General features: G+C 35.4%; 24 protein-coding genes, 1 tRNA gene and 4 pseudogenes. 17 read left to right on the plus strand and 12 right to left on the minus strand.

Annotated elements, in window-relative coordinates; all coding sequences use genetic code 11:
• Positions 1 to 27: 27 nt before the first annotated feature.
• From AAGD69_RS06765 to AAGD69_RS06775, 3 genes are all read right to left on the minus strand, one after another.
• Complete coding sequence (locus AAGD69_RS06765) at positions 28 to 411, minus strand: hypothetical protein (RefSeq protein WP_341812116.1); 384 nt, start codon at positions 409 to 411, stop codon at positions 28 to 30.
• A 66-nt stretch (positions 412 to 477) separates the two neighbouring features.
• Entirely contained in the window at positions 478 to 984 is a 507-nt protein-coding gene (locus tag AAGD69_RS06770; RefSeq protein ID WP_341812664.1) for a hypothetical protein, read from the minus strand.
• A gap of 70 nt (positions 985 to 1,054) precedes the next feature.
• Positions 1,055 to 1,139: transfer RNA gene (locus AAGD69_RS06775), tRNA-Leu, on the minus strand.
• A 62-nt stretch (positions 1,140 to 1,201) separates the two neighbouring features.
• On the opposite strand from AAGD69_RS06775, the gene tldD reads away from it, so the two are divergent.
• The 3 genes and pseudogenes from tldD (at position 1,202) to AAGD69_RS06790 (ending at position 5,020) form a co-directional block, all read left to right on the plus strand.
• Complete coding sequence (gene tldD, locus AAGD69_RS06780; protein WP_341812117.1) at positions 1,202 to 2,620, plus strand: metalloprotease TldD; 1,419 nt, start codon at positions 1,202 to 1,204, stop codon at positions 2,618 to 2,620.
• Between the two features lie 1,106 nt (positions 2,621 to 3,726).
• Positions 3,727 to 3,981 carry a hypothetical protein gene (locus tag AAGD69_RS06785; protein ID WP_341812118.1) on the plus strand — a complete coding sequence of 85 codons (255 nt, stop codon included), beginning with the start codon at positions 3,727 to 3,729 and terminating at the stop codon, positions 3,979 to 3,981.
• 204 nt (positions 3,982 to 4,185) lie between these two features.
• Positions 4,186 to 5,020: pseudogene (locus AAGD69_RS06790) on the plus strand (transposase family protein).
• A gap of 62 nt (positions 5,021 to 5,082) precedes the next feature.
• On the opposite strand, the pseudogene AAGD69_RS06795 reads toward AAGD69_RS06790, so the two are convergent.
• Positions 5,083 to 5,202: pseudogene (locus AAGD69_RS06795) on the minus strand (IS481 family transposase); the annotation flags it as partial.
• A 126-nt stretch (positions 5,203 to 5,328) separates the two neighbouring features.
• Here AAGD69_RS06795 and recJ point away from each other — a divergent pair.
• Positions 5,329 to 7,068 carry a single-stranded-DNA-specific exonuclease RecJ gene (gene recJ, locus AAGD69_RS06800; protein WP_341812119.1) on the plus strand — a complete coding sequence of 580 codons (1,740 nt, stop codon included), beginning with the start codon at positions 5,329 to 5,331 and terminating at the stop codon, positions 7,066 to 7,068.
• Between the two features lie 18 nt (positions 7,069 to 7,086).
• Here recJ and AAGD69_RS06805 read toward each other — a convergent pair whose 3' ends face one another.
• Positions 7,087 to 8,259 carry an NADH-quinone oxidoreductase subunit D gene (locus tag AAGD69_RS06805; RefSeq protein WP_341812120.1) on the minus strand — a complete coding sequence of 391 codons (1,173 nt, stop codon included), beginning with the start codon at positions 8,257 to 8,259 and terminating at the stop codon, positions 7,087 to 7,089.
• A 293-nt stretch (positions 8,260 to 8,552) separates the two neighbouring features.
• Here AAGD69_RS06805 and AAGD69_RS06810 point away from each other — a divergent pair, with 293 nt between their 5' ends.
• From AAGD69_RS06810 to AAGD69_RS06850, 10 genes and pseudogenes are all read left to right on the plus strand, one after another.
• Positions 8,553 to 9,365 (plus strand): transposase family protein, encoded by an 813-nt coding sequence (locus AAGD69_RS06810; protein ID WP_410529847.1) that lies wholly within the window; start codon positions 8,553 to 8,555, stop codon positions 9,363 to 9,365.
• A 953-nt stretch (positions 9,366 to 10,318) separates the two neighbouring features.
• Positions 10,319 to 11,497, plus strand: coding sequence for an aspartate aminotransferase family protein (locus AAGD69_RS06815; RefSeq protein WP_341812122.1), 1,179 nt, complete (start codon positions 10,319 to 10,321; stop codon positions 11,495 to 11,497).
• Positions 11,498 to 11,585: 88 nt separating this feature from the next.
• Positions 11,586 to 12,869 carry an HlyC/CorC family transporter gene (locus AAGD69_RS06820; RefSeq protein WP_341812123.1) on the plus strand — a complete coding sequence of 428 codons (1,284 nt, stop codon included), beginning with the start codon at positions 11,586 to 11,588 and terminating at the stop codon, positions 12,867 to 12,869.
• 13 nt (positions 12,870 to 12,882) lie between these two features.
• Positions 12,883 to 13,149 carry a DUF2312 domain-containing protein gene (locus tag AAGD69_RS06825; protein ID WP_064125346.1) on the plus strand — a complete coding sequence of 89 codons (267 nt, stop codon included), beginning with the start codon at positions 12,883 to 12,885 and terminating at the stop codon, positions 13,147 to 13,149.
• On the plus strand, positions 13,142 to 13,807 hold the full coding sequence (locus tag AAGD69_RS06830) for a UbiX family flavin prenyltransferase (protein WP_341812124.1): 666 nt from the start codon (positions 13,142 to 13,144) through the stop codon (positions 13,805 to 13,807). Before AAGD69_RS06825 ends, AAGD69_RS06830 begins: the two co-directional genes overlap by 8 nt.
• Entirely contained in the window at positions 13,791 to 14,669 is an 879-nt protein-coding gene (folD, locus tag AAGD69_RS06835) for a bifunctional methylenetetrahydrofolate dehydrogenase/methenyltetrahydrofolate cyclohydrolase FolD (protein ID WP_253309370.1), read from the plus strand. The genes AAGD69_RS06830 and folD overlap by 17 nt, the downstream gene beginning before the upstream one ends.
• Before the next feature lie 198 nt (positions 14,670 to 14,867).
• Complete coding sequence (locus AAGD69_RS06840; RefSeq protein WP_213863610.1) at positions 14,868 to 14,969, plus strand: IS630 transposase-related protein; 102 nt, start codon at positions 14,868 to 14,870, stop codon at positions 14,967 to 14,969.
• 49 nt (positions 14,970 to 15,018) lie between these two features.
• Positions 15,019 to 15,105 (plus strand): annotated as a pseudogene (locus AAGD69_RS07030) (hypothetical protein); the annotation flags it as partial.
• 198 nt (positions 15,106 to 15,303) lie between these two features.
• Positions 15,304 to 15,621 (plus strand): transposase, encoded by a 318-nt coding sequence (locus AAGD69_RS06845; protein WP_341812125.1) that lies wholly within the window; start codon positions 15,304 to 15,306, stop codon positions 15,619 to 15,621.
• 80 nt (positions 15,622 to 15,701) lie between these two features.
• On the plus strand, positions 15,702 to 16,514 hold the full coding sequence (locus AAGD69_RS06850) for a transposase family protein (protein WP_410529812.1): 813 nt from the start codon (positions 15,702 to 15,704) through the stop codon (positions 16,512 to 16,514).
• A 132-nt stretch (positions 16,515 to 16,646) separates the two neighbouring features.
• On the opposite strand, the gene AAGD69_RS06855 is transcribed toward AAGD69_RS06850, so the two are convergent.
• From AAGD69_RS06855 to trmD, 5 genes are all read right to left on the minus strand, one after another.
• Entirely contained in the window at positions 16,647 to 17,135 is a 489-nt protein-coding gene (locus tag AAGD69_RS06855) for a GNAT family N-acetyltransferase (RefSeq protein ID WP_341812126.1), read from the minus strand.
• Between the two features lie 19 nt (positions 17,136 to 17,154).
• Entirely contained in the window at positions 17,155 to 17,952 is a 798-nt protein-coding gene (locus tag AAGD69_RS06860; RefSeq protein WP_341812127.1) for a phosphoribosylformylglycinamidine synthase subunit PurQ, read from the minus strand.
• 6 nt (positions 17,953 to 17,958) lie between these two features.
• On the minus strand, positions 17,959 to 19,209 hold the full coding sequence (locus tag AAGD69_RS06865; protein WP_341812128.1) for a PstA family ABC transporter permease: 1,251 nt from the start codon (positions 19,207 to 19,209) through the stop codon (positions 17,959 to 17,961).
• Positions 19,210 to 19,458: 249 nt separating this feature from the next.
• Entirely contained in the window at positions 19,459 to 19,836 is a 378-nt protein-coding gene (rplS, locus tag AAGD69_RS06870; protein ID WP_253307222.1) for a 50S ribosomal protein L19, read from the minus strand.
• Entirely contained in the window at positions 19,820 to 20,530 is a 711-nt protein-coding gene (gene trmD, locus AAGD69_RS06875) for a tRNA (guanosine(37)-N1)-methyltransferase TrmD (RefSeq protein ID WP_341812129.1), read from the minus strand. The genes rplS and trmD overlap by 17 nt, the downstream gene beginning before the upstream one ends.
• A gap of 74 nt (positions 20,531 to 20,604) precedes the next feature.
• Between trmD and purC the strand changes: the two genes are divergently transcribed.
• Positions 20,605 to 21,327 carry a phosphoribosylaminoimidazolesuccinocarboxamide synthase gene (purC, locus tag AAGD69_RS06880; protein ID WP_341812130.1) on the plus strand — a complete coding sequence of 241 codons (723 nt, stop codon included), beginning with the start codon at positions 20,605 to 20,607 and terminating at the stop codon, positions 21,325 to 21,327.
• Here the strand turns inward: purC and purM are convergent.
• A complete protein-coding gene (purM, locus tag AAGD69_RS06885) occupies positions 21,324 to 22,361 on the minus strand; it encodes a phosphoribosylformylglycinamidine cyclo-ligase (RefSeq protein ID WP_341812131.1) in 1,038 nt (345 codons plus the stop codon). The two genes, purC and purM, sit on opposite strands and share 4 nt — an antisense overlap.
• Positions 22,362 to 22,494: 133 nt before the next feature.
• Here purM and AAGD69_RS06890 point away from each other — a divergent pair.
• A pseudogene (locus AAGD69_RS06890) lies at positions 22,495 to 22,785 on the plus strand (hypothetical protein); the annotation flags it as partial.
• A complete protein-coding gene (locus AAGD69_RS06895; protein WP_341812665.1) occupies positions 22,759 to 23,148 on the plus strand; it encodes a histidine phosphotransferase family protein in 390 nt (129 codons plus the stop codon). The pseudogene AAGD69_RS06890 and the gene AAGD69_RS06895, both read left to right, overlap by 27 nt.
• Positions 23,149 to 23,219: 71 nt before the next feature.
• On the opposite strand, the gene AAGD69_RS06900 is transcribed toward AAGD69_RS06895, so the two are convergent.
• Complete coding sequence (locus AAGD69_RS06900; protein ID WP_341812132.1) at positions 23,220 to 24,038, minus strand: transporter associated domain-containing protein; 819 nt, start codon at positions 24,036 to 24,038, stop codon at positions 23,220 to 23,222.
• Positions 24,039 to 24,440 lie beyond the last annotated feature (402 nt).

A 24,440-nucleotide genomic window follows, 5' to 3' on the forward strand; every position in this document is an offset into this window, starting at 1 on the left:
CTATTTACCACTAAGCTTTAAATTCACTTATACTTTTTTAATGCTAATTACATTGAACTCTGTTGAATCATTCCATTCACCTGGAGTTATATTGAATACTAATTCTCTCTCATCTAAAGATAAAGTTCCATTATCTATCTTATAGTTATTTGTATAACACTTTTTGATTCTGCTATCTTCTATCCTCTCTTCTATTTGTAAAGATTTTGGATTAAGCATTATATCTTTATGTACGTTTCCATCGGAACATATATATGTATATAAGTTTTTGAATACCAAATTCTCATATTCATCACGTTCTACTACATATGCACTACGATCTATAAGATCTGGATTATCCTTATTATATTCAGATATTACATAATGAGCGTTATCCTCAAAAAAATCTGGGTGACTGTTTAAAAAATCCATACACTAACCTCTTTTATTATTAAACTATTAATATTATAGCTAATATTCCTATACAAGTCAAATAAGTTAACTTGTTGACACTTGAACTGCTTTTACAGCTGGAGAGAGGGTATCAGTAGGTTTTTCTGCCTGTGGTTTGCTGATCAAAGTCCGAATGATATGAGTTGCCATAATAGCACAACCTAAAACAAAAAAAGGTGTAGAAACAAAATAGATAACAGAAGACTCAAAAAGCGACATAGATGCAATACCTCCTATTAGAAATGAAACGCTGGATACTATATCAAGATAGATCTTCGTTAATTTTTCTTGTCCAGGAGAGTTTTCTACACCAAGCTGCTTATTAAGCTCGCATTTTCGAAAGTGACCAGTACGTGACCATAAATTTAAGCCAAGTGAAATTGCACTTAATGTGATACTAAGAGCGGCAGAATGTACACTTAGCCCAGAAATATTAAAGACTAATGTTGCTATATATCCAATAAGAAGGGCAGTAGATAGCGCAGTAACTAAGCGTTTCGAGTAAGTTCGTACCTTCTTTCTGTAGGCTAACTTATCTTTTTCACCATACATAGCATAAATATTACCTAATACGTTATATTGTAGCATTAATTAATTCAACAAGCAATATGGAAGCTAAGAGTGCCCGAGAGAAGACTTGAACTTCCACAACTTAAAAAGTTACTAGCACCTGAAGCTAGCGCGTCTACCAATTCCGCCACCCGGGCTTTTTATAGTTTACTATGTTAAAGTTAAATAATATACTTAAACAATTTTTAGTTCAAAGGTAATGCCAAATCTAGATCAAATATTTTTCGCTCAAAACAATGTTAATATTAATAACGTATATAAAATAGTCAATAACGCTTTGAGCAATAGCGATGGTGGTGAGCTGTTTCTAGAATTTTGCCAGTCGGAGTCCCTAGTTTTTGATGACAATATATTAAAACACGTGGATTTGAATACCAGAAGGGGATTTGGTTTAAGATCCTTTTGTGAGGATAGTACGTCTTTTGTTTGCTCTTCTGAAATTAGCGAAAAAGAAATTAGTAATGCTGCTTCTATGGTAAAAAGCTCAGTGTCTTTAAACAAGACAAATTCAATAAATTTAAACGAAGAGACAAAAAGCCTATATTCGAGGATTAACCCTACAAATGAAATGGATCTGAATTCAAAGATTAAACTACTCAATGAGGTTAATGAGTATGTAAGGTCCAAAAATAACTGCGTGAAGCAAGTAAAAATAACTCTAAGTGGAGAATGGCAAGTCGTACAAATAATAAAGGGTGATCACAGATTAAGCGATATCAGGCCTCTGGTACGTTTTAATGTGCTAGTCATTGTAGAAAAGGATGGCCGTACCGAGAGAGGCTCCGCAGGACACGGTGGAAGGGATTCTTATAGTAAGTTTATTTCTGAGAAAAAGTTGAAAGAAGTTGCAAACCAGGCTTTGGAACAAGCACTGGTAAATCTTGAAGCAATTCCAACTCCAGCCGGAGAAATGACAGTTATTCTAGGTCCGGGCTGGCCGGGAGTATTGTTGCATGAAGCTGTGGGTCATGGACTCGAAGGCGATTTTAATCGTAAAGGAGTCTCAGCATTTTCAAATTCTATTGGTAAACAAGTAGCAGCTAGTGGCATCACAGTAGTTGATGATGGAACTCTGCCTAATTTGCGTGGTTCTATTAGCATAGATGATGAAGGTACTCCACCCAGTTATAATGTGTTGATAGAGGATGGAATTCTCAAAGGCTACATGCAGGATCATATGAATGCTAAACTCATGGGTGTGAATCTAACTGGTAATGGTAGAAGAGAAAGTTATAAAGAAGTTACTATGCCGCGCATGACAAACACCTATATGTTACCAGGGAAACATACGCCGGAAGAAATAATATCTAGCGTAAAGAAAGGTCTGTATGCAGTAAATTTCGGTGGTGGGCAAGTTGATATAACGTCAGGGAAATTTGTTTTTTCATCTTCAGAAGCTTACTTAATAGAAAATGGTAAAATTACACAGCCAGTCAAAGGAGCAACACTAATTGGTGATGGGCCAACAGTGCTAAAAAAAGTATCCATGGTTGGTAACGACTTAAAGTTGGACCCCGGTGTTGGCACATGCTCAAAAAATGGACAAAATGTGCCCGTTGGAGTTGGTCAACCAACACTCAAAGTCGACGCAATAACTGTTGGTGGAACTGAGATATAGATAAGGGCTAAAACGGGTTCCAGCGCATGACGAACAATTGTACAAACATTGTAGCCGTTATTCAAGTAGCCCGCAGAAACGAAAAAACTTACTTGACACCCTCCGCCAGCCCCCTTATTATGATAATAAGGGTATTTATGACTCAAAACTTGTTTTTGACCTGCAGGCTCAATGACAAAATTCAGTAAAAAACTTAGGGTATTTTTTGGCGGATTACATAAAATTATAGCGGCTGCATGTCTTTTAAATTTTTTCTACATTCAGCCAAACCGCGCTTAAACTAAGCGTCAGCACATTATTACAGCGCCAATTTAAAGTATTAGAGAGTCAAAACTTGCACCACGGGAGTTCTTTGCCTTTTTTTTCTCCCTGGTAAATTTCTTAATGTTTGTAGCTAAAGCAATTTAAGAGACCGAAAATGGTGTCATTCCAGCGCGTGACGCTGGAATCTAGTCTTTATTATGCAGCCACTTATTTAAAGTTAAGTTTTCTGGATCCAAGTAGTCAGGGCACTGGGATGACACCTTGACGATTTGAAGAATCGTCATCCCGCTACGTGTTAGCGGATGAGATACCGCGGCGGTATGACAGTTAAGTAATTCGTCATCCCGCTGCTTGTTAGCGGCCAAGAGATACCGCGGCGGCATGACGGTTCGTGGTGGTATGACGGTTCGCGGTGGCATGACGATAACCTCGTCATCCCGCTACGTGTTAGCGGGATCTAGAGATACTGTGACGGTATGACGGTTCGCGGTGGCATGACGATAACCTCGTCATCCCGCTATGTGTTAGCGGCTGAGATACCGCGAATGAATCACGGTATAACTCAGAGCTCGCGTTAGCTATACTTTTATACTCACCAACTCAGTATCCAATCTGGATCCAAGTAGTCAAGCTACTTGGATTGTATATTAAATCAAAGCCGCAAGGCTATAATGAGCAAGGAGTGATACTGTCAATTGGATTGATTGATAGAAATCGTAGGCATCTCAGTACACTCCTAGCTTTAAAAATGGAGTATGAACGGTAGGGGGATCTAAAAGAGATCGAATCACAATCCTGTACAGCATTTACATTATTATTTGATTATATTTATAGGTACAAAAATGGCTAGAACAGTTTTCATTGGTATTGATGTTTCAAAAGAAACACTTGATATCTCAATCGACAATAAACATCAGCGTATAGCACCGAACAGAAGAAATCTGTCAAACCAGGAAGAAACTCCTCAATTTAAGTTTTTAGTAGTTTTTAAGTATAGTTGTATAGGAAGCGCCTCTGCAGTTATAACCGAAATTTTCACTGGTGCCATAAGTGCCCGTCGTTTAGCATGGTTTTGGGAGGAACGGTCAAATCATTGATGGAGTTTTTTAGGCTACCTCGGTTAGGAGATTGTATTATCTAACCGTTCCAAGCTGAAGCGTTTCCCTATTACAAATTATAATAAGGGAGTTACTATGAAAAAAGCAAAAAGTAAATTAGAGATAGACCTGCTGCAAAAGGTGATTGAAAAAATAATGTGAGAGAAGTAGAAGAAGAATAAGCAGATTAAGTAAGGTAAAAAAATGAGCTTTAGTTACTATAACATGAAGAAACACCCAAGAAACTTTCGTAATATAACAGGTTTAACTATAGAGGAGTTCGAAAAGGTAGTGGAAAAAGTTAGGTCTGGGTGGGAAAGACTTGAAAAACAGAAAAAGTGCCATGGTAGAAGATCACAACTACCAACTCTAAAAGATAAGTTATTTTGCGTAATTTTGTACTATCGCACTTACATAACACATAGATTTTTAGGGTGCCTGTTCAATGTGCACAACGCAAATGTATGTAGGTTACTGAAGAAAATAGAGCCATTACTTGCCAAAAAAGTTACTATAACAAAAGATAGAAGTATGACACCAGAAAAAATACTGAAGATTCTGGCTGATGTTACAGAACAGCAAATACAGAGACCAGAAGATAGTAAAAAACGGAAGAAATCATATTCAGGAAAAAAAAAGAACCAACACTATGAAAACTGAGATTGTTATCGAAGAAGGTGGAAGAATTTTATCAGTGTCAAATTCATATCGTGGTAGAATTAATGATTTTCGCATAAGGAAACAAGAAAAATATTTACCAATCGATAGCATAAAATATGCCGATTCTGGATATCAAGGTTGGCAAAAATTGCAAAGCAATGTTATAATTCCATATAAAAAGTATCGTAAAAAGCCATTAACTCCAGAGCAGAAAGAGCATAATAGAAGATTAGCATCATTTAGAATGAGAGTAGAAAATAAGATCCGTGAGATAAAGATATTTAAGATTATGTCTCATATTTACCGCAATTTTCAGAAAAAATACAACCTGAGGTTCAATATTATTGCTGGTATTGTGAATCTTAAGCACGCCTTTTAGTTAACCTTGATTTTAGTCACCCTCTCCTTTCCTTCTTTTTATTGCTTGATTCGCAGCAGGTCTATAGTTTTTGGTTTAAGGTTATAACACTTGGAGAGTTTTGCTATGCTCTCTTTACTATTTTGTATTGCTCTACGAATTGTCTCTGTTGTTCTGGCGCACCCATGTAATACTTGTCCCATAATTCCTCCCTTGATGATATTTTTTTCTCACATTTTATCATACCATCACACTCTGGAACTGTGTATCTAATACAATTATAGAACAAGTTTAAAAGTTCTGGTAAAGTAGTTTTATTTAAAAAGAATATGCTACTTGAAATTGAAAAGCGCAGCATAACAAATGCATTGTGGAAGTTGCAAGAAGCAGATCAAAGGGAAATCTTAACTCTTATACAGAGATTTGAGTTGCCAGAAGTACTAGCAAGAATATTGGTTACTCGTGGTGTTAACATAGAAAATGCGAGCGACTTCTTATATCCACTAATCAGATCGCTATTACCAGATCCCTTTCACCTTCTTGATATGGATAAAGCTGTTTCTCGTATAATACGGGCAATAAAAAATAATGAAAACATTGCAATATTTGGTGACTATGATGTTGATGGTGCAACGTCGTCAGCATTGATTAACAGGTACCTGAGAGCAATCGATATACACTCTATAATCTACATTCCAGATCGTGTTGATGAGGGCTATGGATTAAACACAGATGCTTTACTACAACTTAAAAAAAACGGGATCGATTTATGTATTTCCGTTGATTGCGGTACGCTTGCATATCAACCAATAGAAGATGCAAAGGTCTTTGGTCTTGATATTATAGTTGTCGATCATCATCTTGGTACGGAAAAGTTACCAAGCGCCGTAGCAGTTGTTAACCCAAACCGCCTTGATGAAAGCTCTCCTTATACTAACCTTGCAGCAGTTGGAGTGTCATTTCTGCTGATTATTGCTCTTAATAAAAGCCTACGTGAGCAAGGATTTTTTACCAACAAAAAAGAACCAGATTTATTTGATCTGCTGGATTTAGTTGCCCTTGGAACTGTTTGCGATGTTATGCAGATTACAGGCCTCAATAGAGCATTTGTCTCACAAGGATTAAAAGTTATGTCAGCAAGAAAAAACGTTGGCTTGCGTGTTTTATTTGATGCTTTGGGGATCCTTGAAAAACCAAGTGTTTCACGATTAGGGTTTAGTATTGGGCCATGCATAAATGCTGGAGGAAGAATTGGAGAATCATCGCTCGGTGCAAGGTTGCTTTCCACCGATGATGATGAAGAGGCACATTCAATCGCGCTAAAATTAATAGATTTGAATAATGCAAGGAAAGTGTTAGAAAATGAGGCTCTCTTGGAAGCTACAGCACAAGCGGAAAAATTTGCCCAATTAGGTGTAAATTTTATAATGGTAAGCGGCAACTGGCACCAGGGAATAATCGGTATAATTGCATCGAGGCTAAAGGAGCAGTTTCACTTACCAACAATAGTGATGTCTTTAAACAATGGAATAGGAAAAGCAAGCTGTAGATCAATTTTGGGAGTTGATATCGGTGCTGCAGTCCTTTCCGCAAAGTTTACAAATTTAATTATTGAAGGTGGTGGGCATAGTATGGCGGCAGGATTTTCAATTAAAGAAGACAAAATAAATGATTTGCATGATTTTTTTACTGAAAGATTTTCAAACTCTATAAATGAGAAAACTTTAAAAGCTGATAGTATAGTAATTGTTAAAGCAATAAACTTATCTCTGTGGAACCAACTGCAACGCTTGGGACCATTTGGAGTTGGGAATCCTGAACCAAGGTTTATCATTCAGGGAGCAAAGATAAGAAAGCCTGAAGTTATAGGAGTTGACCATATAAAATGTTTTATTGCTGATGATAATGTTATGGTAAGAGCTATTGCATTTCGCTCTGCAAATACTCACCTTGGCTCTGCTATCATGCAGGGTAATGTTAAAGCCATTTTGGGTAAAATCTCTATGAATTACTGGAATGGCAATGAATTTGTACAATTTTTAATAGAAGATGTATTGACCATTAGTTGAGTTACTATTTTACAATAATTACCTATCAATCTCACCAAAAACTATATCGAGTGAGCCAATAATTGCTGCAACGTCGGCAAGCATGTGTCCTTTTGCCATAAAATCCAAAGCTTGTAAATGTGCAAAGCCAGGTGCTCTTATTCGGCATCTATAAGGTCTATTGGTACCATCTGAAACTATATACACTCCAAACTCACCTTTTGGTGCCTCAACAGCTATGTAAGCTTCACCTTTTGGTACGTGATATCCTTCTGAGTAAAGTTTAAAATGGTGAATCAGAGCTTCCATAGATTTTTTCATCTCTGCTCTTGGCGGTGGAGAAATTTTTCTATCTTCAGTTTTTATTGGGCCTCCAGGCATTTTCTCTATACACTGCTTCACCAAGCTAACAGACTGCCTAATCTCTGCCATTCTAACTAGATAACGGTCATAACAATCGCCATTTTGGCCAATAGGTATATCAAAATCTAGCTGATCATATATTTCATATGGCTGGCTTTTTCGCAAATCCCAAGCAAGCCCAGCAGCACGCAGCATTGGTCCACTAAAGCCCCAGTCAAGTGCCTGTTTAATTGATATTTCACTGATTCCTACAGTGCGTTGCTTCCATATCCTATTTTCTGTTAAAAGTTCATCAACATCGTCTATATACTTTGGAAATTGCTCTATAAACTTTGCAATATCCTCAATCAAGCCTTCTGGAACATCTGCTGCAACTCCACCTGGTCTGATGTAAGCTGCGTGAAACCTTGCGCCTGAAGCTCTTTCGTAAAATTCCAGTATTTTTTCTCTTTCTTCAAAGAGCCATAAAAGAGGGGTCATTGCTCCAACATCAAGCGCTTGAGAAGAAACGTTCAGTAAATGATTTAGTATTCTCGTCAGTTCACAAAACAAGACACGTAAATACTTTGCCCTAATTGGAATTTCGCATTGCAACAATTTCTCTACACATAGTGAATACGCATGCTCTTGTGACATTGGTGACACATAGTCAAGGCGATCAAAATAAGGCAAAGCTTGAAGATACGTTTTATGTTCTATTAATTTTTCAGTACCACGATGCAAAAGCCCAATATGAGGATCAGCTCTCTCAACCACTTCGCCGTCCATCTCTAAAACAAGGCGCAACACTCCATGTGCAGCTGGGTGCTGAGGGCCAAAATTTAACATCATTGTCTTTAGATCGGGCATGTCCAGTAGTTTAAGATATTAAAATTGTATAGGCTAAAGTGCGCTCAAAGTCAATAGACTTCTTGCATATGCTACAACTGTCATTCAATAGAAACAAAAACTTACTTGACCTTTATAGCTAAAGTGGCTTAGGTTTACCTACAATTTGAAAAACAACAAATTCGTCATTCCGCTACTCGTTAGCGGAATCTATAGACCTGCTGCAAAAGGTGATTGAAAAAATAATGTGAGAGAAGTAGAAGAAGAATAAGCAGATTGAGTAAGGTAAAAAAATGAGCTTTAGTTACTATAACATGAAGAAACACCCAAGAAACTTTCGTAATATAACAGGTTTAACTATAGAGGAGTTCGAAAAGGTAGTGGAAAAAGTTAGGTCTGGGTGGGAAAGACTTGAAAAACAGAAAAAGTGCCATGGTAGAAGATCACAACTACCAACTCTAGAAGATAAGTTATTTTGCATAATTTTGTACTATCGCACTTACATAACACATAGATTTTTAGGGTGCCTGTTCAATGTTCACAACGCAAATGTATTTAGGTTACTGAAGAAAATAGAGCCATTACTTGCCAAAAAAGTTACTATAACAAAAGATAGAAGTATGACACCAGAAAAAATACTGAAGATTCTGGCTGATGTTACAGAACAGCAAATACAGAGACCAGAAGATAGTAAAAAACGGAAGAAATCATATTCAGGAAAAAAAAGAACCAACACTATGAAAACTGAGATTGTTATCGAAGAAGGTGGAAGAATTTTATCAGTGTCAAATTCATATCGTGGTAGAATTAATGATTTTCGCATAAGGAAACAAGAAAAATATTTACCAATCGATAGCATAAAATATGCCGATTCTGGATATCAAGGTTGGCAAAAATTGCAAAGCAATGTTATAATTCCATATAAAAAGTATCGTAAAAAGCCATTAACTCCAGAGCAGAAAGAGCATAATAGAAGATTAGCATCATTTAGAATGAGAGTAGAAAATAAGATCCGTGAGATAAAGATATTTAAGATTATGTCTCATATTTACCGCAATTTTCAGAAAAAATACGACCTGAGGTTCAATATTATTGCTGGTATTGTGAATCTTAAGCACGCCTTTTAGTTAACCTTGATTTTAGTCACCCTCCTTTCCTTCTTTTTATTGCTTGATTCGCAGCAGGTCTTATGCTGAGATACCGCGGCGGTATGACATAGGTAAACCTTTCTTGGATTAGGTGTGCCGTAGAGACACAAAGAATGTTCAAGTAAGAGCAAACTAAGTGCAAAAGCTACGCAATAGATGAGAGTGGGCCCCTCGGAGCCGGTTTACAAGAGCAGGCTTCAAACAACCATAAGCTGCTTTGGTAAAGAGCCAAGGTAGTAAGCGTTATGGAAAAGGCGCAATTATGCGTCATGTGTGAAATAGAGAGACGAATGCAAATGAACCACTGATAAAGTGTCGAAAGGAACTAGACGACGTCAAAACCAGGGGTCTAACCTAACCTGGGATAAATCTATCGGGAGCTTGTTTACTGGATAGGTGGCGTCCGGCATAGAGGTGGCGTGAATCTATTTTGGGCTATTGCGTGGAACTGCGGGAACCTGTCGTTTCGATGATAAGGGAGAAATCCAAGGAGCTAAACTCCAAGGGTGAGAGTACCGATGCGGAAAACAGGGGCGCGTAGTAGTGAAGAAGTCTCTGTAATGAAGATGGAGCGAAGGGATTTAGTTTAGTTATTTGTCAACCAGAAATAGGATGAGCAATTGATTAAAACAGAGTCCTTGATTATGCTATAATTAGTAGCAAGGGCCGAATAATGGGAGCTGCGTGAGTCGAGAGGTTCATGCACAGTTCTGCGAGAGGCTGGCGGGGAAGGTCCGCCGGTCTACTCTCCCTATACAATGCTAATAAGTGGCGAATCGTTGGTAAAACTAAGTCACTTTAGCTATAGAATGACAGAAAGGGTTTGCATTAGCCAAATTTTTAGTTGAGGTAGCATAAGAGGTTAAAGGAAAAGCTTTGTGTTAATGGATTCATTTCAGGTATAATACAGATAATACCACAATACTTATAAAATGGATCATGTTGTTAATGCGTACAATAGACTTGACATTCCTATAGTTAGGGGAGAAGGAGCATATCTTTTTGACAAAGATGGTAAAAAATATTTAGATTTTGCTGCAGGTATTTCTACAACTTCTTTAGGGCATTGTCATCCATACATTACAGACAAACTGAAAGAGCAATTGAGCTCACTATGGCACTGCTCTAACATTTTCACTATTCCCGAGCAAGAAAGGCTTGCTGACCGTTTAACAACCCTTACTTTTGCAGATAAAGTTTTTTTCTGCTCAAGTGGGCTTGAAGCAACAGAAGCTGCAATTAAGTTTATTCGTCGTTACTTTTATTCAAAAGGGCAAGCAACACGTAATCGTATTGTTACAATTGAAGGAGGGTTTCATGGCCGCAGTATTGCTGCAATTTCTGCTGGAGGCAATGAAAAATCACGCGAAGGTTTTGCTCCGCTCCTTTCTGGTTTTGATAAAGTGCCAAGAAATGACATTAAAGCTTTGGAGAAAAAAATCAGCGATGAAACAGCTGCTGTGCTTTTAGAGCCCATACAAAGCGAAGGCGGAGTATATCCACTAGACGTAAAATATCTTCAAAAAGTAAGGGAAATAACAAAAGCTCAAGGAATAATTTTGTGCTTTGATGAAGTGCAATGTGGATATGGACGCATCGGTTCTTTATTTCATTATCAAAATGTCGGCATTGAACCTGATATGCTAACCTGTGCAAAAGCTATGGGTAACGGTTTTCCTCTAGCTGCATGTTTAGTAAAAGATTACATAGCAGAAGCAATTACTCCAGGAACTCATGGATCAACCTATGGTGGCAATCCACTTGCTATGACTGTTGGTAATTCAGTGCTCGATATAATGCTAAAAGAAGGCTTTTTTGATCATGTTAAAAGAATTAGTAAATATTTAAAAGAAAAGCTATTACCTTTAGCTAAAGAATTTCCTGAGATGATTTCAGAAGTTCGTGGAGAAGGGTTACTAATGGGAATAGGACTAGCAACTCCTGTAGCTGATAAAATTATTAGTCGATCTCTTGATAAAGGTTTAATAATAACTAGGGTTTTAAACAACAAAGTAGTAAGGATAACCCCACCACTTATCATTGAGGATGAGCATGTGAACGCAGCGTGTAATATGCTTTATGATTTGTTTTTTAAGATTAAAGATATATAAAATTCGGCAATATAAATTCAGGCTTGCAAATGCCTCTCATAACATGTAAAATTAATTTTATTTTTTATCACAATAACATCGTACTTTAATGGATTGGTTATTGGTCTTAGTATCATCAGCAATTTTTATTTTGTTAATTTTATCGTTTTTGTTCTCAGGAGCAGAAATAGGCTTAACCTCAATTAGCCGTTCTCGAGTTAATAAGCTAAAACTAGACGGTAACAAAAGAGCCAGGATAATAGACCGCTTATTAAACAGGAAAGAATTAACAATAGGAACGGTATTGCTTGGCAATACAATTATTAATATTACTTGCTCTGCTTTATTTACAGCAATATTTATCAATCTTTTTGGAAATGAGGGCATTCTCCTATCAACAATTATAATAACATTTTGTATTTTATTGTTCTGCGAAGTTCTACCAAAAACTTATGCTATTCAAAATCCTGAAAAATTTGCATCATTTTCTGCTTATTTTGTATTGTTTTTTGTAAAGATTTTTTCTCCATTGACGCTAGGTATTCAATTTATTGTTAACCTCATCCTGAAATTATGTAGGCTGCATAAAGATAAGGAAGTAATATCTGCAGCGGATGCAATGCGTAATATGATTACTCTTCACCGCAGTGAAGGAACTATGTTACAACAGGATTTAGATATGCTAAGCAGCATACTTGATTTGGCTGAGACAGAAATATCACAAATTATGACCCATAGAAGAAATTTATTTTCTCTTGATATAAATCGAAGTAAAGAAGAGTTAATAAGGGAAATTTTAACTAGCAGTCATAGTAGGATACCTTTATGGCAAAAAGAACCAGATGATATTATCGGTGTAATTCACGTGAAGGGTCTAATAAATGCCTTGCGTGAAAAGAATAATAAAGCGGAAGAAGTTGACATTACCCAAGTTATGTCAAAGCCTTGGTTCATACCAGAAAGTACGCCGCTTAGTGTACAACTTCACAATTTCCGTAAGAATAGGAAACACTTTGCACTTGTTGTTGATGAATATGGAGCATTGCAAGGAATTGTAACTCTTGAGGATATATTAGAAGAAATAGTTGGAGAAATTTCCGATGAGCATGATTTGATTACGGAGAATTTTATAAAGAAGATGTCTGACAATGTGTATTATATAGAAGGAGAATCCACGATTAGAGATATTAACAGGCAGTTACACTGGAATCTCCCTAGTGAAGAAGCTACAACCCTAGCAGGTATGATTGTGAATGAAATAGAGCGCATTCCTGACGAAGGCGAGGAGTTTTCCATGTATGGTTTTCGCTTTAAGATTTTAAAAAAAGATAAAAATATTATTACTGTTGTTGAAGTGCAAGTAAAAACTGGTAATACTAGTAGCAGCAATTAATTAGTGGAGTTTCATGGAAGATACAGTAAAAATAACGGCTGAAGAGTTGAAGGGTTACATAGAGAGAATCGAAAAACTTGAACAAGAAAAGAGGGATGTGCAAGATCACATTCGTGATGTATATGTAAAAGCCGCAGATGAAGGTTGGGATATAAAAGTGATGAAACAAATTATTAGGCTGAGGAAGATGGATGATGATGACAGAGAGGAACAGGAAATATTGCTTGATACCTATAAACGTGCATTGGGAATGAGCTACGAAGAAGAGTTAAGTGAATAGCAGAATTGTAATTGGAATAAGTGGAGCATCTGGTTCTATTTACGGTGTACGTATTTTAGAGGCGTTAAGAAATATTAATAGATCTCTTATCCCTGTCATCCGAGTAGCTGACACTGGGATCCAGGGAAAAAGAAATATAGATTCCAGCGTCATGCACTGCAAATTTGGTTATGAAACTCATTTAGTGATAAGTCGTGCTGGAAAAATAACTCTAGCTCATGAGATTAAAGAAAAACTTGAAGATATTACATCACTTGCAGATTTTTACTATTCTGAAGAAAAAATAGGAGAAAAAATAGCAAGTGGCTCATTTAAAACCTCAGGAATGATTGTAGCACCATGCTCTATGAAGACAATGTCTGAAATTGCATCAGGTGTTACTTCCAATCTATTGACAAGGGCTGCAGATGTAACGCTAAAAGAAAGAAGAAAATTAATTCTTATGGTGCGAGAGTCACCACTACATCTTGGGCATTTACAAAATATGTTAAAATTAACGGAGATGGGAGCAATAATTGCTCCACCAGTGCCTGCTTTCTATATTAAACCAAAATCGTTGGATGATATTATTAATCATTCTGTTGGCAAAGTATTGGATTTATTTGATATCAAATTACCTGACTTTAAGGAATGGCAAGGAAGTGACAATTATTATTGATGGTAAAAAAATAGCAAACGACCTATGTGAGAGGCTATCACAAAAAATTGATATTTTAAAGAGAGAGTATAACATTTTTCCTTGCCTGAAAGTAATTCTCGTGGGCAGCAATCCAGCAAGTCAGGTTTATGTTCGCAACAAACAGAAAAAAGCAGAATCAATAGGCATAAGTTCTGAGACCATTGTTTTGCCTAATAATATTTCAGAAGATGAATTGATTGAAAAAATCAATGAGTTAAATGAAGATCGATCTGTGCATGGCATTTTAGTACAGTTGCCTTTACCAAATCATATTAGTGCAAGCAGAGTAATTAACGCAGTAAGTATTGAAAAAGATGTAGATGGCTTCCACGATGAAAACGTTGGTAGATTAGTTAAAGGTGAAAAAAACTGCCTTATACCTTGCACTCCTAAAGGTTCTTTGCATTTAATTAAATCAATTGAAGAGAACCTTTCCGGTAAAAACGCAGTGGTGATTGGTAGGTCAAATATCGTGGGCAAGCCAATGTTTCACCTATTGCTGCAGGAAAATTGCACTGCTACCATCTTGCACTCACAGAGTAAAGATTTAGCTGAATATTGCTCTAAAGCGGATATAGTAGTTGCAGCAGTCGGAAAGCCAAATTTTGTTCAAGCAGACTGGATAAAGAAAGGTGCAATAGTGATCGATGTTGGCATAAATAGTGTTAATGTAGGAGAGCTTGTAGGTGATGTTGACTTTGAGGGAATAAAAGGGAAAGCCAAAGCTATTACCCCAGTACCCGGAGGCGTTGGCCCAATGACAATTGCATTTCTAATGATGAACACTGTTATTGCTGCTTGCTTGCAGAAGGGAGTTGATGCTTCTAATTTCATTAGTTGAGGTATGAAGAGGAAAGCTATATGAAGATAGAATGTACCACATCTCACAATTAATAAAAAATTAAGATTTTTGAAATTCCTCAGTAGTCAAATTTATTAAATATTTAGGATAATCATCTATTCTTTTTTCTCTACAAGTATAGTATTTTCAAAAGCGAATGATAAAGGTATAATATATTTTTTTAAAGTAGGGAAAGCGATGGTATATAGTGTAGATTTAAGGGAAAAAGCAGTGTCTTTGGTAGAAAAAGGAAAGTCAAAGGTTGAAGTTGCAGAGGTTTTTGAGATAGACACTATATAGATGGCTAAAAAAGAAAGCTACTGGCCAAGGTCTCAAAGCGGTAAAAAGTACTGGTTTTATTCGGAAAATAGACCCAAAAATACTTGCAGACTATGTTAAAAAACACCCAGATCACACACTGGCAGAAATGAAATAAAACCTTGGCTTTGGAATAAGTGCAATTTGGTATAGGTTAAAACAGCTAAAAATAACCTTAAAAAAAAGTCACATTCTATCAAGAGCGCAATCAAGAAGATAGGCAGCAATTTATCGATAAAGTCTCAAAAATAGACCACTGTAGCATTTTATATATAGATGAAGCAGGAGTTGATAATAGACTATACCGAGAATATGCATGAGCTCCAAGAGGAGAAAAATATATGCTGATGTTCCAGGAAAAAAGCGGGAAAGAGTGAGTATAATAGGTGGATGGATTGAAAAGAAGTTTATTGCACCAATGACCTTCAAAGGAGGGTGTAATAATGTATGGTTAGAGCGAAGATTACTTCCACAATTACAGCATGATACAACCATAGTTATGGATAATGCTACATTCCATAAAACTTCCAAAACAAAGTCATTAATAGAGTCTTTTGGCTGTTATTTGCTTTATCTTCCAACATATTCACCTGATCTAAATCCGATAGAGCATAAGACCTGCTGCAAAAGGTGATTGAAAAAATAATGTGAGAGAAGTAGAAGAAGAATAAGCAGATTGAGTAAGGTAAAAAAATGAGCTTTAGTTACTATAACATGAAGAAACACCCAAGAAACTTTCGTAATATAACAGGTTTAACTATAGAGGAGTTCGAAAAGGTAGTGGAAAAAGTTAGGTCTGGGTGGGAAAGACTTGAAAAACAGAAAAAGTGCCATGGTAGAAGATCACAACTACCAACTCTAGAAGATAAGTTATTTTGCGTAATTTTGTACTATCGCACTTACATAACACATAGATTTTTAGGGTGCCTGTTCAATGTTCACAACGCAAATGTATTTAGGTTACTGAAGAAAATAGAGCCATTACTTGCCAAAAAAGTTACTATAACAAAAGATAGAAGTATGACACCAGAAAAAATACTGAAGATTCTGGCTGATGTTACAGAACAGCAAATACAGAGACCAGAAGATAGTAAAAAACGGAAGAAATCATATTCAGGAAAAAAAAGAACCAACACTATGAAAACTGAGATTGTTATCGAAGAAGGTGGAAGAATTTTATCAGTGTCAAATTCATATCGTGGTAGAATTAATGATTTTCGCATAAGGAAACAAGAAAAATATTTACCAATCGATAGCATAAAATATGCCGATTCTGGATATCAAGGTTGGCAAAAATTGCAAAGCAATGTTATAATTCCATATAAAAAGTATCGTAAAAAGCCATTAACTCCAGAGCAGAAAGAGCATAATAGAAGATTAGCATCATTTAGAATGAGAGTAGAAAATAAGATCCGTGAGATAAAGATATTTAAGATTATGTCTCATGTTTACCGCAATTTTCAGAAAAAATACAACCTGAGGTTCAATATTATTGCTGGTATTGTGAATCTTAAGCACGCCTTTTAGTTAACCTTGATTTTAGTCACCCTCCTTTCCTTCTTTTTATTGCTTGATTCTCAGCAGGTCTATAGATTCCGCTAACGAGTAGCGGAATGACGAATTTGTTGTTTTTCAAATTGTAGGCAAACCTAAGCCACTTTAGCTATATTTTTCTGGTCTGTTCTGATGAATTTGGTTGAGATTTTTCATCATGTAAACCATGTTCCACTTGTAACCTTGGGGTTTTAAATTGAATAATGGTTCAAATCCACAAGACTCATAAAATTTGTAAGTTTTTAGGTAATTTTCATCTGATGCATTTGGGCTCAGGGTTTCAACAGTCATTGTTCTGGCAGTATTTACCAAACCACATGCTGCTTCGACTAACTTATACCCTACTCCTTGGTGTTGGTAATTATGAAAGACAGCCATCCAATAGATATTGCTGTTATTAGGATAGGGAAAATCTAAACTGAGAAGTCCGATATAGTTTCCATCAATTTTTGCAGCTAAATTTTTGCAAGAACGAACACCCACAGCATAATGCTCATTACACTCTGGCAAACCAAAATACTCTGATAAATCAGCTGTAATCTTGCAGCATAAATCTTCTGCAATATCAGGAGATATTTGTTCAATTTCGACCATAAACCCCTACCAATAAATTTTAACAAAAATACTTTAGTGCATTTTCAAATATAAGTATTCCATCACCATATTTTGGCACAGCAATACCTAAACGCTTGCTCTTTTCTTTTTCAAGAGGCCAATTATCTTGCTGAGTAAAAAATATTCCCCTCTCTGGATGGGGCATTAAAGCTAGCACTCTTCCACTTTTATCTGATAAAGCTGCTAGGTCGTATGTAGATCCGTTCGGATTGTAAGGAAATTGTAGGTTAGCATAGTTGCCATTTTCATCAATGTAACGTAATGCGGTGGAATTGCTCTCAATCAATTGGTTCAAAATATCTTGATCCATAAAAAATTTGCCTTCCCCATGAGCAATAGGGAGATATAGTTCACTCAGGCCCCGTAGCCAAACAGAATTACTCTGCGGATTAACTCCCACTCTAATCCAACGGCATTGATAATTGCCTATATCATTATGGATTAAAGCTAGACTAGAGAACTCTGGAATTAATTTTACTAATATCTGACAACCATTACATATTCCTATAATCAGCTTGTCCTGAGATAAAAACTCTTGAAACTCGTTCAACAAGTTGTTTTTAATACGTAAAGCAAACGCATTACCCGCACCAGTGTCATCACCATAGGAAAAACCTCCTGGAATTGCAAGTATATTGCTTAATTTCAGTTCACTTGGATTATCTATGATATCATTAATGTGAACGATTTTTACTTCAATATTACTAATACCAAGTTTTCTGCTGCATTCCATAAATGCAAATGCGGTTTCTTTTTCGCAATTTAAGCCATAACCAGATAGGACTGTGATTTTCATGAATTGCTAAAAATTAAAAAATTCGAATTTCTTTTTTACAAAATTTGCTACTAAATTTAACGCAAATAACACCAATAATAAAGTTATAATTGCAATAGCAGCAAGTTCAATAAATGCAATTTCAGGACTACTTGACCATATGTATATTTGTACAGGCAGAACAGTCGCCGGATCGAAAAAGGACGTAGGTGTATCAGCAATAAATGCCACCATACCTATCATAAGTAAAGGGGAAGATTCACCTAAAATCCTTGCAATTGCAAGCACAGTACCATGTATTATTCTTGGTAACGCAATCGGTAAAGAGTGATCTAATATCACCTTGATGTGAGGCGCACCGAGCGCAAAGGCTGCATCTTTTATCGTAATAGGAACATTCGCAAAGGCATTTTTTGTTGCAATTATAATATTAGGTAACATCATAAATGAAAGAGTCATTCCACCAACAAGTGGTGAAGAGCGTGGTAGCCCAAATATGCCAAGATAGAGAGTTAAGCCCACTACGCCAAATATTATTGAAGGCACTGCAGCAAGATTATTCATGCTAATTTCTACAATATTAGTCATTAGCCTATTTTTAGGCATAAATTCGTAAAGACAGATGCCCGACATAATTCCTATTGGTAATGCTAATGCTAGGCACACTATAATTGTCATTAATGAACCGATAAATGCCCCTAAAATCCCTGCATTCTCAGGTTCACGAGAGTCAGATTTAAGGAATAAAGACTTATTAAAAAATTTTTTCACTCTCCTCTTTTCTTTTAGCCAATCAAGTAATTTAGCATAACGATCATTCAAATGTTTATCTTTATTTATTGAATTAATTATACTTGACGCGGTAAACCAGATCTCATATTCACCACTATCTTTTACTTTCTTACGAAAAAATTTCTCTAGTTCTTTGTAAGAATTACGACTTAAAATTTCGTCACTGTCTTTAAAATCAGTTCCTTTAAACACCTTACGTAAAGAATCGTTGAGTAAGCCAATGGACTTATACCGCAAATCACTAGGATTATTTGTTAAAGTAAGATCAGCACTTATTTCAATTGGCAATAAAATTTTCGTTACTGTTAAGGCACTGTAAGAGTTAACTAATATACTCAACAATATACACACAGGACAGCCAAGTGAGATAACTAGTGCCGTGAAAGAGCAAAAGCGTAACGCTCTGTTCTTTTTATTTTTCCTTTTTATACGAGCATGTACACGCCTTGACTGAAGTAATTTAAGGAATTTTTTCTTTATACTCATTTATTTTTCATGGATCCTATCGTCAAGCCCACAGCTGTACAAAAGTCCAGTTTAATAAACGTTGATGTCATTCCAGTGCTTGACACTGGAATCCAGTTATAAAAATATTTACAAATCAGGCAATTGGTAACAGAATCCATGCTAAAAACAACATCCATGATATAGAATAAGGTAGATCCCAGTATCAGCTACTTGGATGACACTGGGAAAGTGCTGGGATGACACAATTGACATCACTCCCTATTGTATCTACTTAGATTTCTTTTTAACATAAGTAGTACGCTCTTTGATCCTTGCAGCTTTTCCAAATAGTTTGCATAGATAATACAGTTTTGCTCTACGAACCTTTCCTTTTCTTGTCACTTGAACTGAAACCAGTGCAGGAGAATAAACAAAAAATTGAGACACTATACTTTCTCCATGGCTCACTTTTCTGACTGCAAAAGAAGAATGTAACCCGCGGTTCCTTTTTGATATACATACACCTCCAAATATCTGTATACGTTCACTTGCACCGTCAACTACTTTAAAAGTGACCTTCAAATCATCACCAGGACGAAATTCTGGTATTTCTTTAGCTAACACTTGCATTTGCTGTTCGTTAAATTTTTTAAGTAAATTTGTCATTTATCTCTCCATTCAATAATTCAGGCCTACGCTTTTTTGTTATAACATGAGACTGCTTCTGCCTCCAATCACTTATTTTTTTGTGATTGCCAGATAACAAAACCTCAGGTATTTTATATCCCTTCCACTGCTCAGGTCTAGTATATTGAGGATATTCAAGCATACCACTATCATAACTAAAACTTTCTTCAATAATACTATCGGAATTATTTACTACACCTGGAAGAAGTCTAATGCATGCATCGAGAACCACCATCGCAGCTGGCTCACCTCCTGAAAGTATATAATCTCCGATACTTAATTCATAAGGAGTATACGCATCAATTATCCTTTGGTCAATACCTTCAAATCGACCACACAATATTGTTATATGAGGAAACTCTAATAATTCTCTGGCAATATTCTGATTAAACTTAGTTCCAGATGGAGTCATGTAAATAAACTTAGTGTTTTTATGAACAGAGAGCATACTATCTACTGCATCACCAACTACATCAGAACGCATAACCATTCCTGCTCCACCTCCATATGGAACATCATCCACAGTTGAATGTTTATCTTTCGCAAAAGAACGAATATTTATTACTTCAAGGTTCCATATTTTTTTTTCTAACGCTTTTCCGGCAAGAGAATAGTTCAAAAACCCAGGGAACATTTCTGGAAATATGGTTAATATTGTAACATTGAATGCCATTAAGGTTTATTTTAAGTTATTTGGAGCTATACTCTAAGAACAGTAAATTGATATAATATATAGTTAAATTAAGCATGTCACTGAATAAAATAATATACGAAGGTAAAGCGAAAGCCATTATTGAAACTGAAGACTCATCAACTGTTATACAGCACTTTAAAGATGATGTTACAGCATTCAATAAGAAAAAATATGAAATTATTGAGGGCAAAGGAATAATTAATAATCATGTTAGTGCTTTTATCATGGAAAAGCTTGAAGAAGCAGGAACTAGCACGCACTTTATAAAAACTCTAAACGAAAGAGAACAGCTAGTCAAAAAGCTCAAGATAATACCTCTTGAGGTGGTAGTTAGAAATGTTGCATCTGGCAGCTTTTGCAAACGTTTTAATATCAAAGAAGGTGAGGCACTTACATCTCCTATAATCGAGTTTTTTTACAAAAATGATGACCTAGCCGACCCAATGGTGAATGAAAATCACATACTATATTTTGATTGGCTATCTAGCAAAGAAATGGATGAAGTTAAAACTACAACTTTAAAAATCAACGAAATCTTAGTCCACCTATTTTCAAATGCAAGTATATATTTAGTTGATCTCAAGTTAGAATTTGGCAGATTAATAAATGACAGTACTAAAATCATTTTAGCCGATGAAATCAGCCCTGATAACTGCAGGTTATGGGATAAAAATACTTATAAAAAGCTAGATAAAGACGTCTTTCGTTTGAATTTAGGAGATTTAAAGGAAGCGTACCTAGAAGTTGCAAAAAGACTGTCAGTAAAGTTAGACTAACTAAATACTACTCTATCAAGTGGAGGGTTACATGCCTCATCAAGTTTTCCAATGATTTCAATTTTTTCTCCACGTTTTTGGAAATGATTTTTCACGTTTTGCATATTCTCAGGACTTACGATCAATACCATGCCAATACCACAATTAAATGTTTTTAGCATTTCTTTCTTCTCTATTTTACCCTCCTTTGTTAGCCATAAAAATATATCTGGCCATTTCCAGGAATTAATGTCTATGTTTGCAAATAAGTTTTTTGGAAGAATCCGCGGAATATTATCTATCAAGCCACCACCTGTTATATGTGCAATGCCTTTTACCTTTGGCATAATAGGCAACAAAGAACCAACATATATTTTTGTTGGTTCGAGCAACACTTCTTTCCAAAGCTGATTATTCCATGGAGATGAGTCGTTATAATTTATACCTAAGCCTTTGAAAATATGGTGCACCAAAGAAAACCCATTTGAGTGAATTCCACTTGACTCTAAGCCAACTATATAATCACCTACTTTCATCATGCTACAGTTTGGAAGAATTTGCTTTCGATCAACTACACCAACCACAAACCCTGCAAGGTCATAGTGATTATTATCATACATTCCAGGCATTTCTGCAGTTTCCCCACCAACCAATGCTATTTTAGCTTGCTTGCACCCCTTTGCAATGCCTTGGACCACAGATAATAAAACGTCCTTGCTCAAAACGCCTGTTGCAAAGTAATCAAGGAAAAATAAAGGTGTTGCTCCTTGTGCAAGTAAGTCATTTACACACATTGCAACTAAATCTATACCTATAGTATCATGCCTATTCACTTCTTGAGCTATCAACAGTTTCGTACCTACTCCATCAGCTGAGGAAACAAGTACTGGATGGTCATATTTCTTACTTAGTGCAGCAAAATCAAACAACGCAGAAAATGAACCTATTTCGCTGATTACTTCTTCTCTAGTAGTTTCTTGAGCAATAGGCTTGACTTCTTTTATTAACTTATTATATAGTTCAAGATCTATTCCTGATCTGATATAAGTATTCATAATCCTTCTATAAATTTTAAAATTGTTAATACTATATTAATGCCTTGATATAAAAAGTGCAACGAAACTTTCTCTTAATTGACTATTATATGCTTACCAATATAGGGTAACTTAAATCATTTATAATGATCCAATGAATAAAAATACCAAAAACATACTGTTAATAACGGAACTGCTATCAGGACGGCTGCTTCATGACTTTGCTAACTCTATGAATGGAATAATGTTTGGTTTAGAAGAGCTTGAAGTAATAGATAAGAACGATGCTGATGCGCAGAAGGAAGCGTTGTCGTTTCTTAAAGAAAGCTCCGATGATTTAATATATAAACATAAAGTTATGAAGCAGGCATATTCTTCTTCAGCAGATAATTACAGCTTTGATCAGACCAAATCTAATATCGAAAATTATTTATTAAAAAAAAAAGTAAAGCTTACGTGGAAAATAGACGCATACTCTGCAAAAAATAAGGAAGATTTAATTGAAAAGATAAATAAGATAATTTCTAATATGGTGCTAACTATAGCCAGCGCAGTGGCGGAAGTTGAACTAGTGTCTGTTTTACTGAGTCAAACAGAAGATAAAATGCTATTAACTATAAAAATTCTAAATGAACACAAACCAATAAGCAAATCATTAGTAGACAAATTAATCAAAAAAAATGACACTAATTTAAATACAAAAGATATTAATATCTATATGACCTCTTTATTATTAGAGTACTATAACACTGAAGTGCATTGTACTTGCGAAAATAATTTGCTGGAGATAGGTTTAACTATAACTTGAGTTGCATATTTGGTTATTACAACTTTTTCTTCGTTTCAAGACAAGACATTCCCCGACAAGGGGTACCAAATCTAATTTTTGTAATCACTTAAGTCTAGTACTATTTTATTAATGTAGCGCTCATTTGCATCTTTGATGATAAACTTCATACCATTTTTATATTTAATGACTTCATCTACAGAAGGCACTTTACCAGCAATCGAAAGAATCAAACCACCAAGTGTAACATAGTCTTCTTCAGGGTCACGTAATTCTATTTTTAGATCCTCTTCTATATCCTTTATAAGAACCCTTGCTGACACTTCAAACTTATTTTGAGACAATTCAGTAATGGTATATTCTGAATTTATTTCGTTATCACTATCAATGTTTGGTATTAGCTCCTCTATAAGATCGGTCATTGAAATTAAACCATCAGTTCCACCATATTCATCCAATACAATAGCTAAGTATGATTTAGAAGATTTCATCCTAACAAAAAGATTAGTTGTCTTCATCGAGGGCGGAACAAATATTACGCTTTGTATAATATTTCTCAGATTAAAATTTTTATCCCTATTAAAAATAACATCTTTTACATAAAAAAAGCCTATTACATTATCAAAGTTATTTCTATAAATTGGTATTTTAGTGTGGCAAGTGTTTTTTATCTTCTTTATTATTTCACGCTCGCTTGACTCAATGTCTACTGCGCATATCTCTGTACGTGGAGTCATTATATCCATTATACCACAATCGCGGAATTTTAATAGACCATTAAATATATTAAGGTCTGGCAGATCTTTCATTAATGCTTCAGTCGCACACTTTTTCAACACAGAAGCTTTTTTGAAAAGGAAGAGAAAAATTCTATATGCTATTTTTTCTACTAAGGTTCCTTTTTTACTCAATTTATTCCCTGTAATGGCAAAAACGTTTTCAGATCAGATTTATCAAGAAAACTGTTATTAAATGTTTAATAAGCATGTGAATAATGTCAAATTAATTTGTGAATTATTTGTTGATAGAAAATACCAACAATTGATCAACAATTTTTTCAACGACATATACATAGTTATGTAACAATGCATGATGGTAAAATATTTTCCATAAAAGAAAATTACTAACACTCTGAACATCTTACTTATACACATAAATCATAACAGAAAATCAATAGCATATAGAAGTTATTAACATATTTATCCACAAATTAAACAACGCCAATTTTTACTGAATTTTAAGTTAGTAACAAGTTGTTGATAGAACTATTATTACTGCTATACTTTAATATATAGAAGAATAAATAAAATAGA

This window comes from Wolbachia endosymbiont (group A) of Conops quadrifasciatus (assembly GCF_964027015.1).
In the GTDB taxonomy this organism is placed as follows: Bacteria; Pseudomonadota; Alphaproteobacteria; order Rickettsiales; family Anaplasmataceae; genus Wolbachia.

Excerpts from the sequence above, each read along its gene's own strand:
- AAGD69_RS06765 (WP_341812116.1), bottom strand. The coding sequence starts at position 411 with ATGGATTTTTTAAACAGTCACCCAGATTTTTTTGAGGATAACGCTCAT.
- AAGD69_RS06770 (WP_341812664.1), bottom strand. The coding sequence starts at position 984 with ATGTATGGTGAAAAAGATAAGTTAGCCTACAGAAAGAAGGTACGAACT.
- tldD (WP_341812117.1), top strand. The coding sequence starts at position 1,202 with ATGCCAAATCTAGATCAAATATTTTTCGCTCAAAACAATGTTAATATT.
- AAGD69_RS06785 (WP_341812118.1), top strand. The coding sequence starts at position 3,727 with ATGGCTAGAACAGTTTTCATTGGTATTGATGTTTCAAAAGAAACACTT.
- recJ (WP_341812119.1), top strand. The coding sequence starts at position 5,329 with ATGCTACTTGAAATTGAAAAGCGCAGCATAACAAATGCATTGTGGAAG.
- AAGD69_RS06805 (WP_341812120.1), bottom strand. The coding sequence starts at position 8,259 with ATGCCCGATCTAAAGACAATGATGTTAAATTTTGGCCCTCAGCACCCA.
- AAGD69_RS06810 (WP_410529847.1), top strand. The coding sequence starts at position 8,553 with ATGAAGAAACACCCAAGAAACTTTCGTAATATAACAGGTTTAACTATA.
- AAGD69_RS06815 (WP_341812122.1), top strand. The coding sequence starts at position 10,319 with ATGGATCATGTTGTTAATGCGTACAATAGACTTGACATTCCTATAGTT.
- AAGD69_RS06820 (WP_341812123.1), top strand. The coding sequence starts at position 11,586 with ATGGATTGGTTATTGGTCTTAGTATCATCAGCAATTTTTATTTTGTTA.
- AAGD69_RS06825 (WP_064125346.1), top strand. The coding sequence starts at position 12,883 with ATGGAAGATACAGTAAAAATAACGGCTGAAGAGTTGAAGGGTTACATA.
- AAGD69_RS06840 (WP_213863610.1), top strand. The coding sequence starts at position 14,868 with ATGGTATATAGTGTAGATTTAAGGGAAAAAGCAGTGTCTTTGGTAGAA.
- AAGD69_RS06845 (WP_341812125.1), top strand. The coding sequence starts at position 15,304 with ATGAGCTCCAAGAGGAGAAAAATATATGCTGATGTTCCAGGAAAAAAG.
- AAGD69_RS06850 (WP_410529812.1), top strand. The coding sequence starts at position 15,702 with ATGAAGAAACACCCAAGAAACTTTCGTAATATAACAGGTTTAACTATA.
- AAGD69_RS06855 (WP_341812126.1), bottom strand. The coding sequence starts at position 17,135 with ATGGTCGAAATTGAACAAATATCTCCTGATATTGCAGAAGATTTATGC.
- AAGD69_RS06860 (WP_341812127.1), bottom strand. The coding sequence starts at position 17,952 with ATGAAAATCACAGTCCTATCTGGTTATGGCTTAAATTGCGAAAAAGAA.
- AAGD69_RS06865 (WP_341812128.1), bottom strand. The coding sequence starts at position 19,209 with ATGAGTATAAAGAAAAAATTCCTTAAATTACTTCAGTCAAGGCGTGTA.
- rplS (WP_253307222.1), bottom strand. The coding sequence starts at position 19,836 with ATGACAAATTTACTTAAAAAATTTAACGAACAGCAAATGCAAGTGTTA.
- trmD (WP_341812129.1), bottom strand. The coding sequence starts at position 20,530 with ATGGCATTCAATGTTACAATATTAACCATATTTCCAGAAATGTTCCCT.
- purC (WP_341812130.1), top strand. The coding sequence starts at position 20,605 with ATGTCACTGAATAAAATAATATACGAAGGTAAAGCGAAAGCCATTATT.
- purM (WP_341812131.1), bottom strand. The coding sequence starts at position 22,361 with ATGAATACTTATATCAGATCAGGAATAGATCTTGAACTATATAATAAG.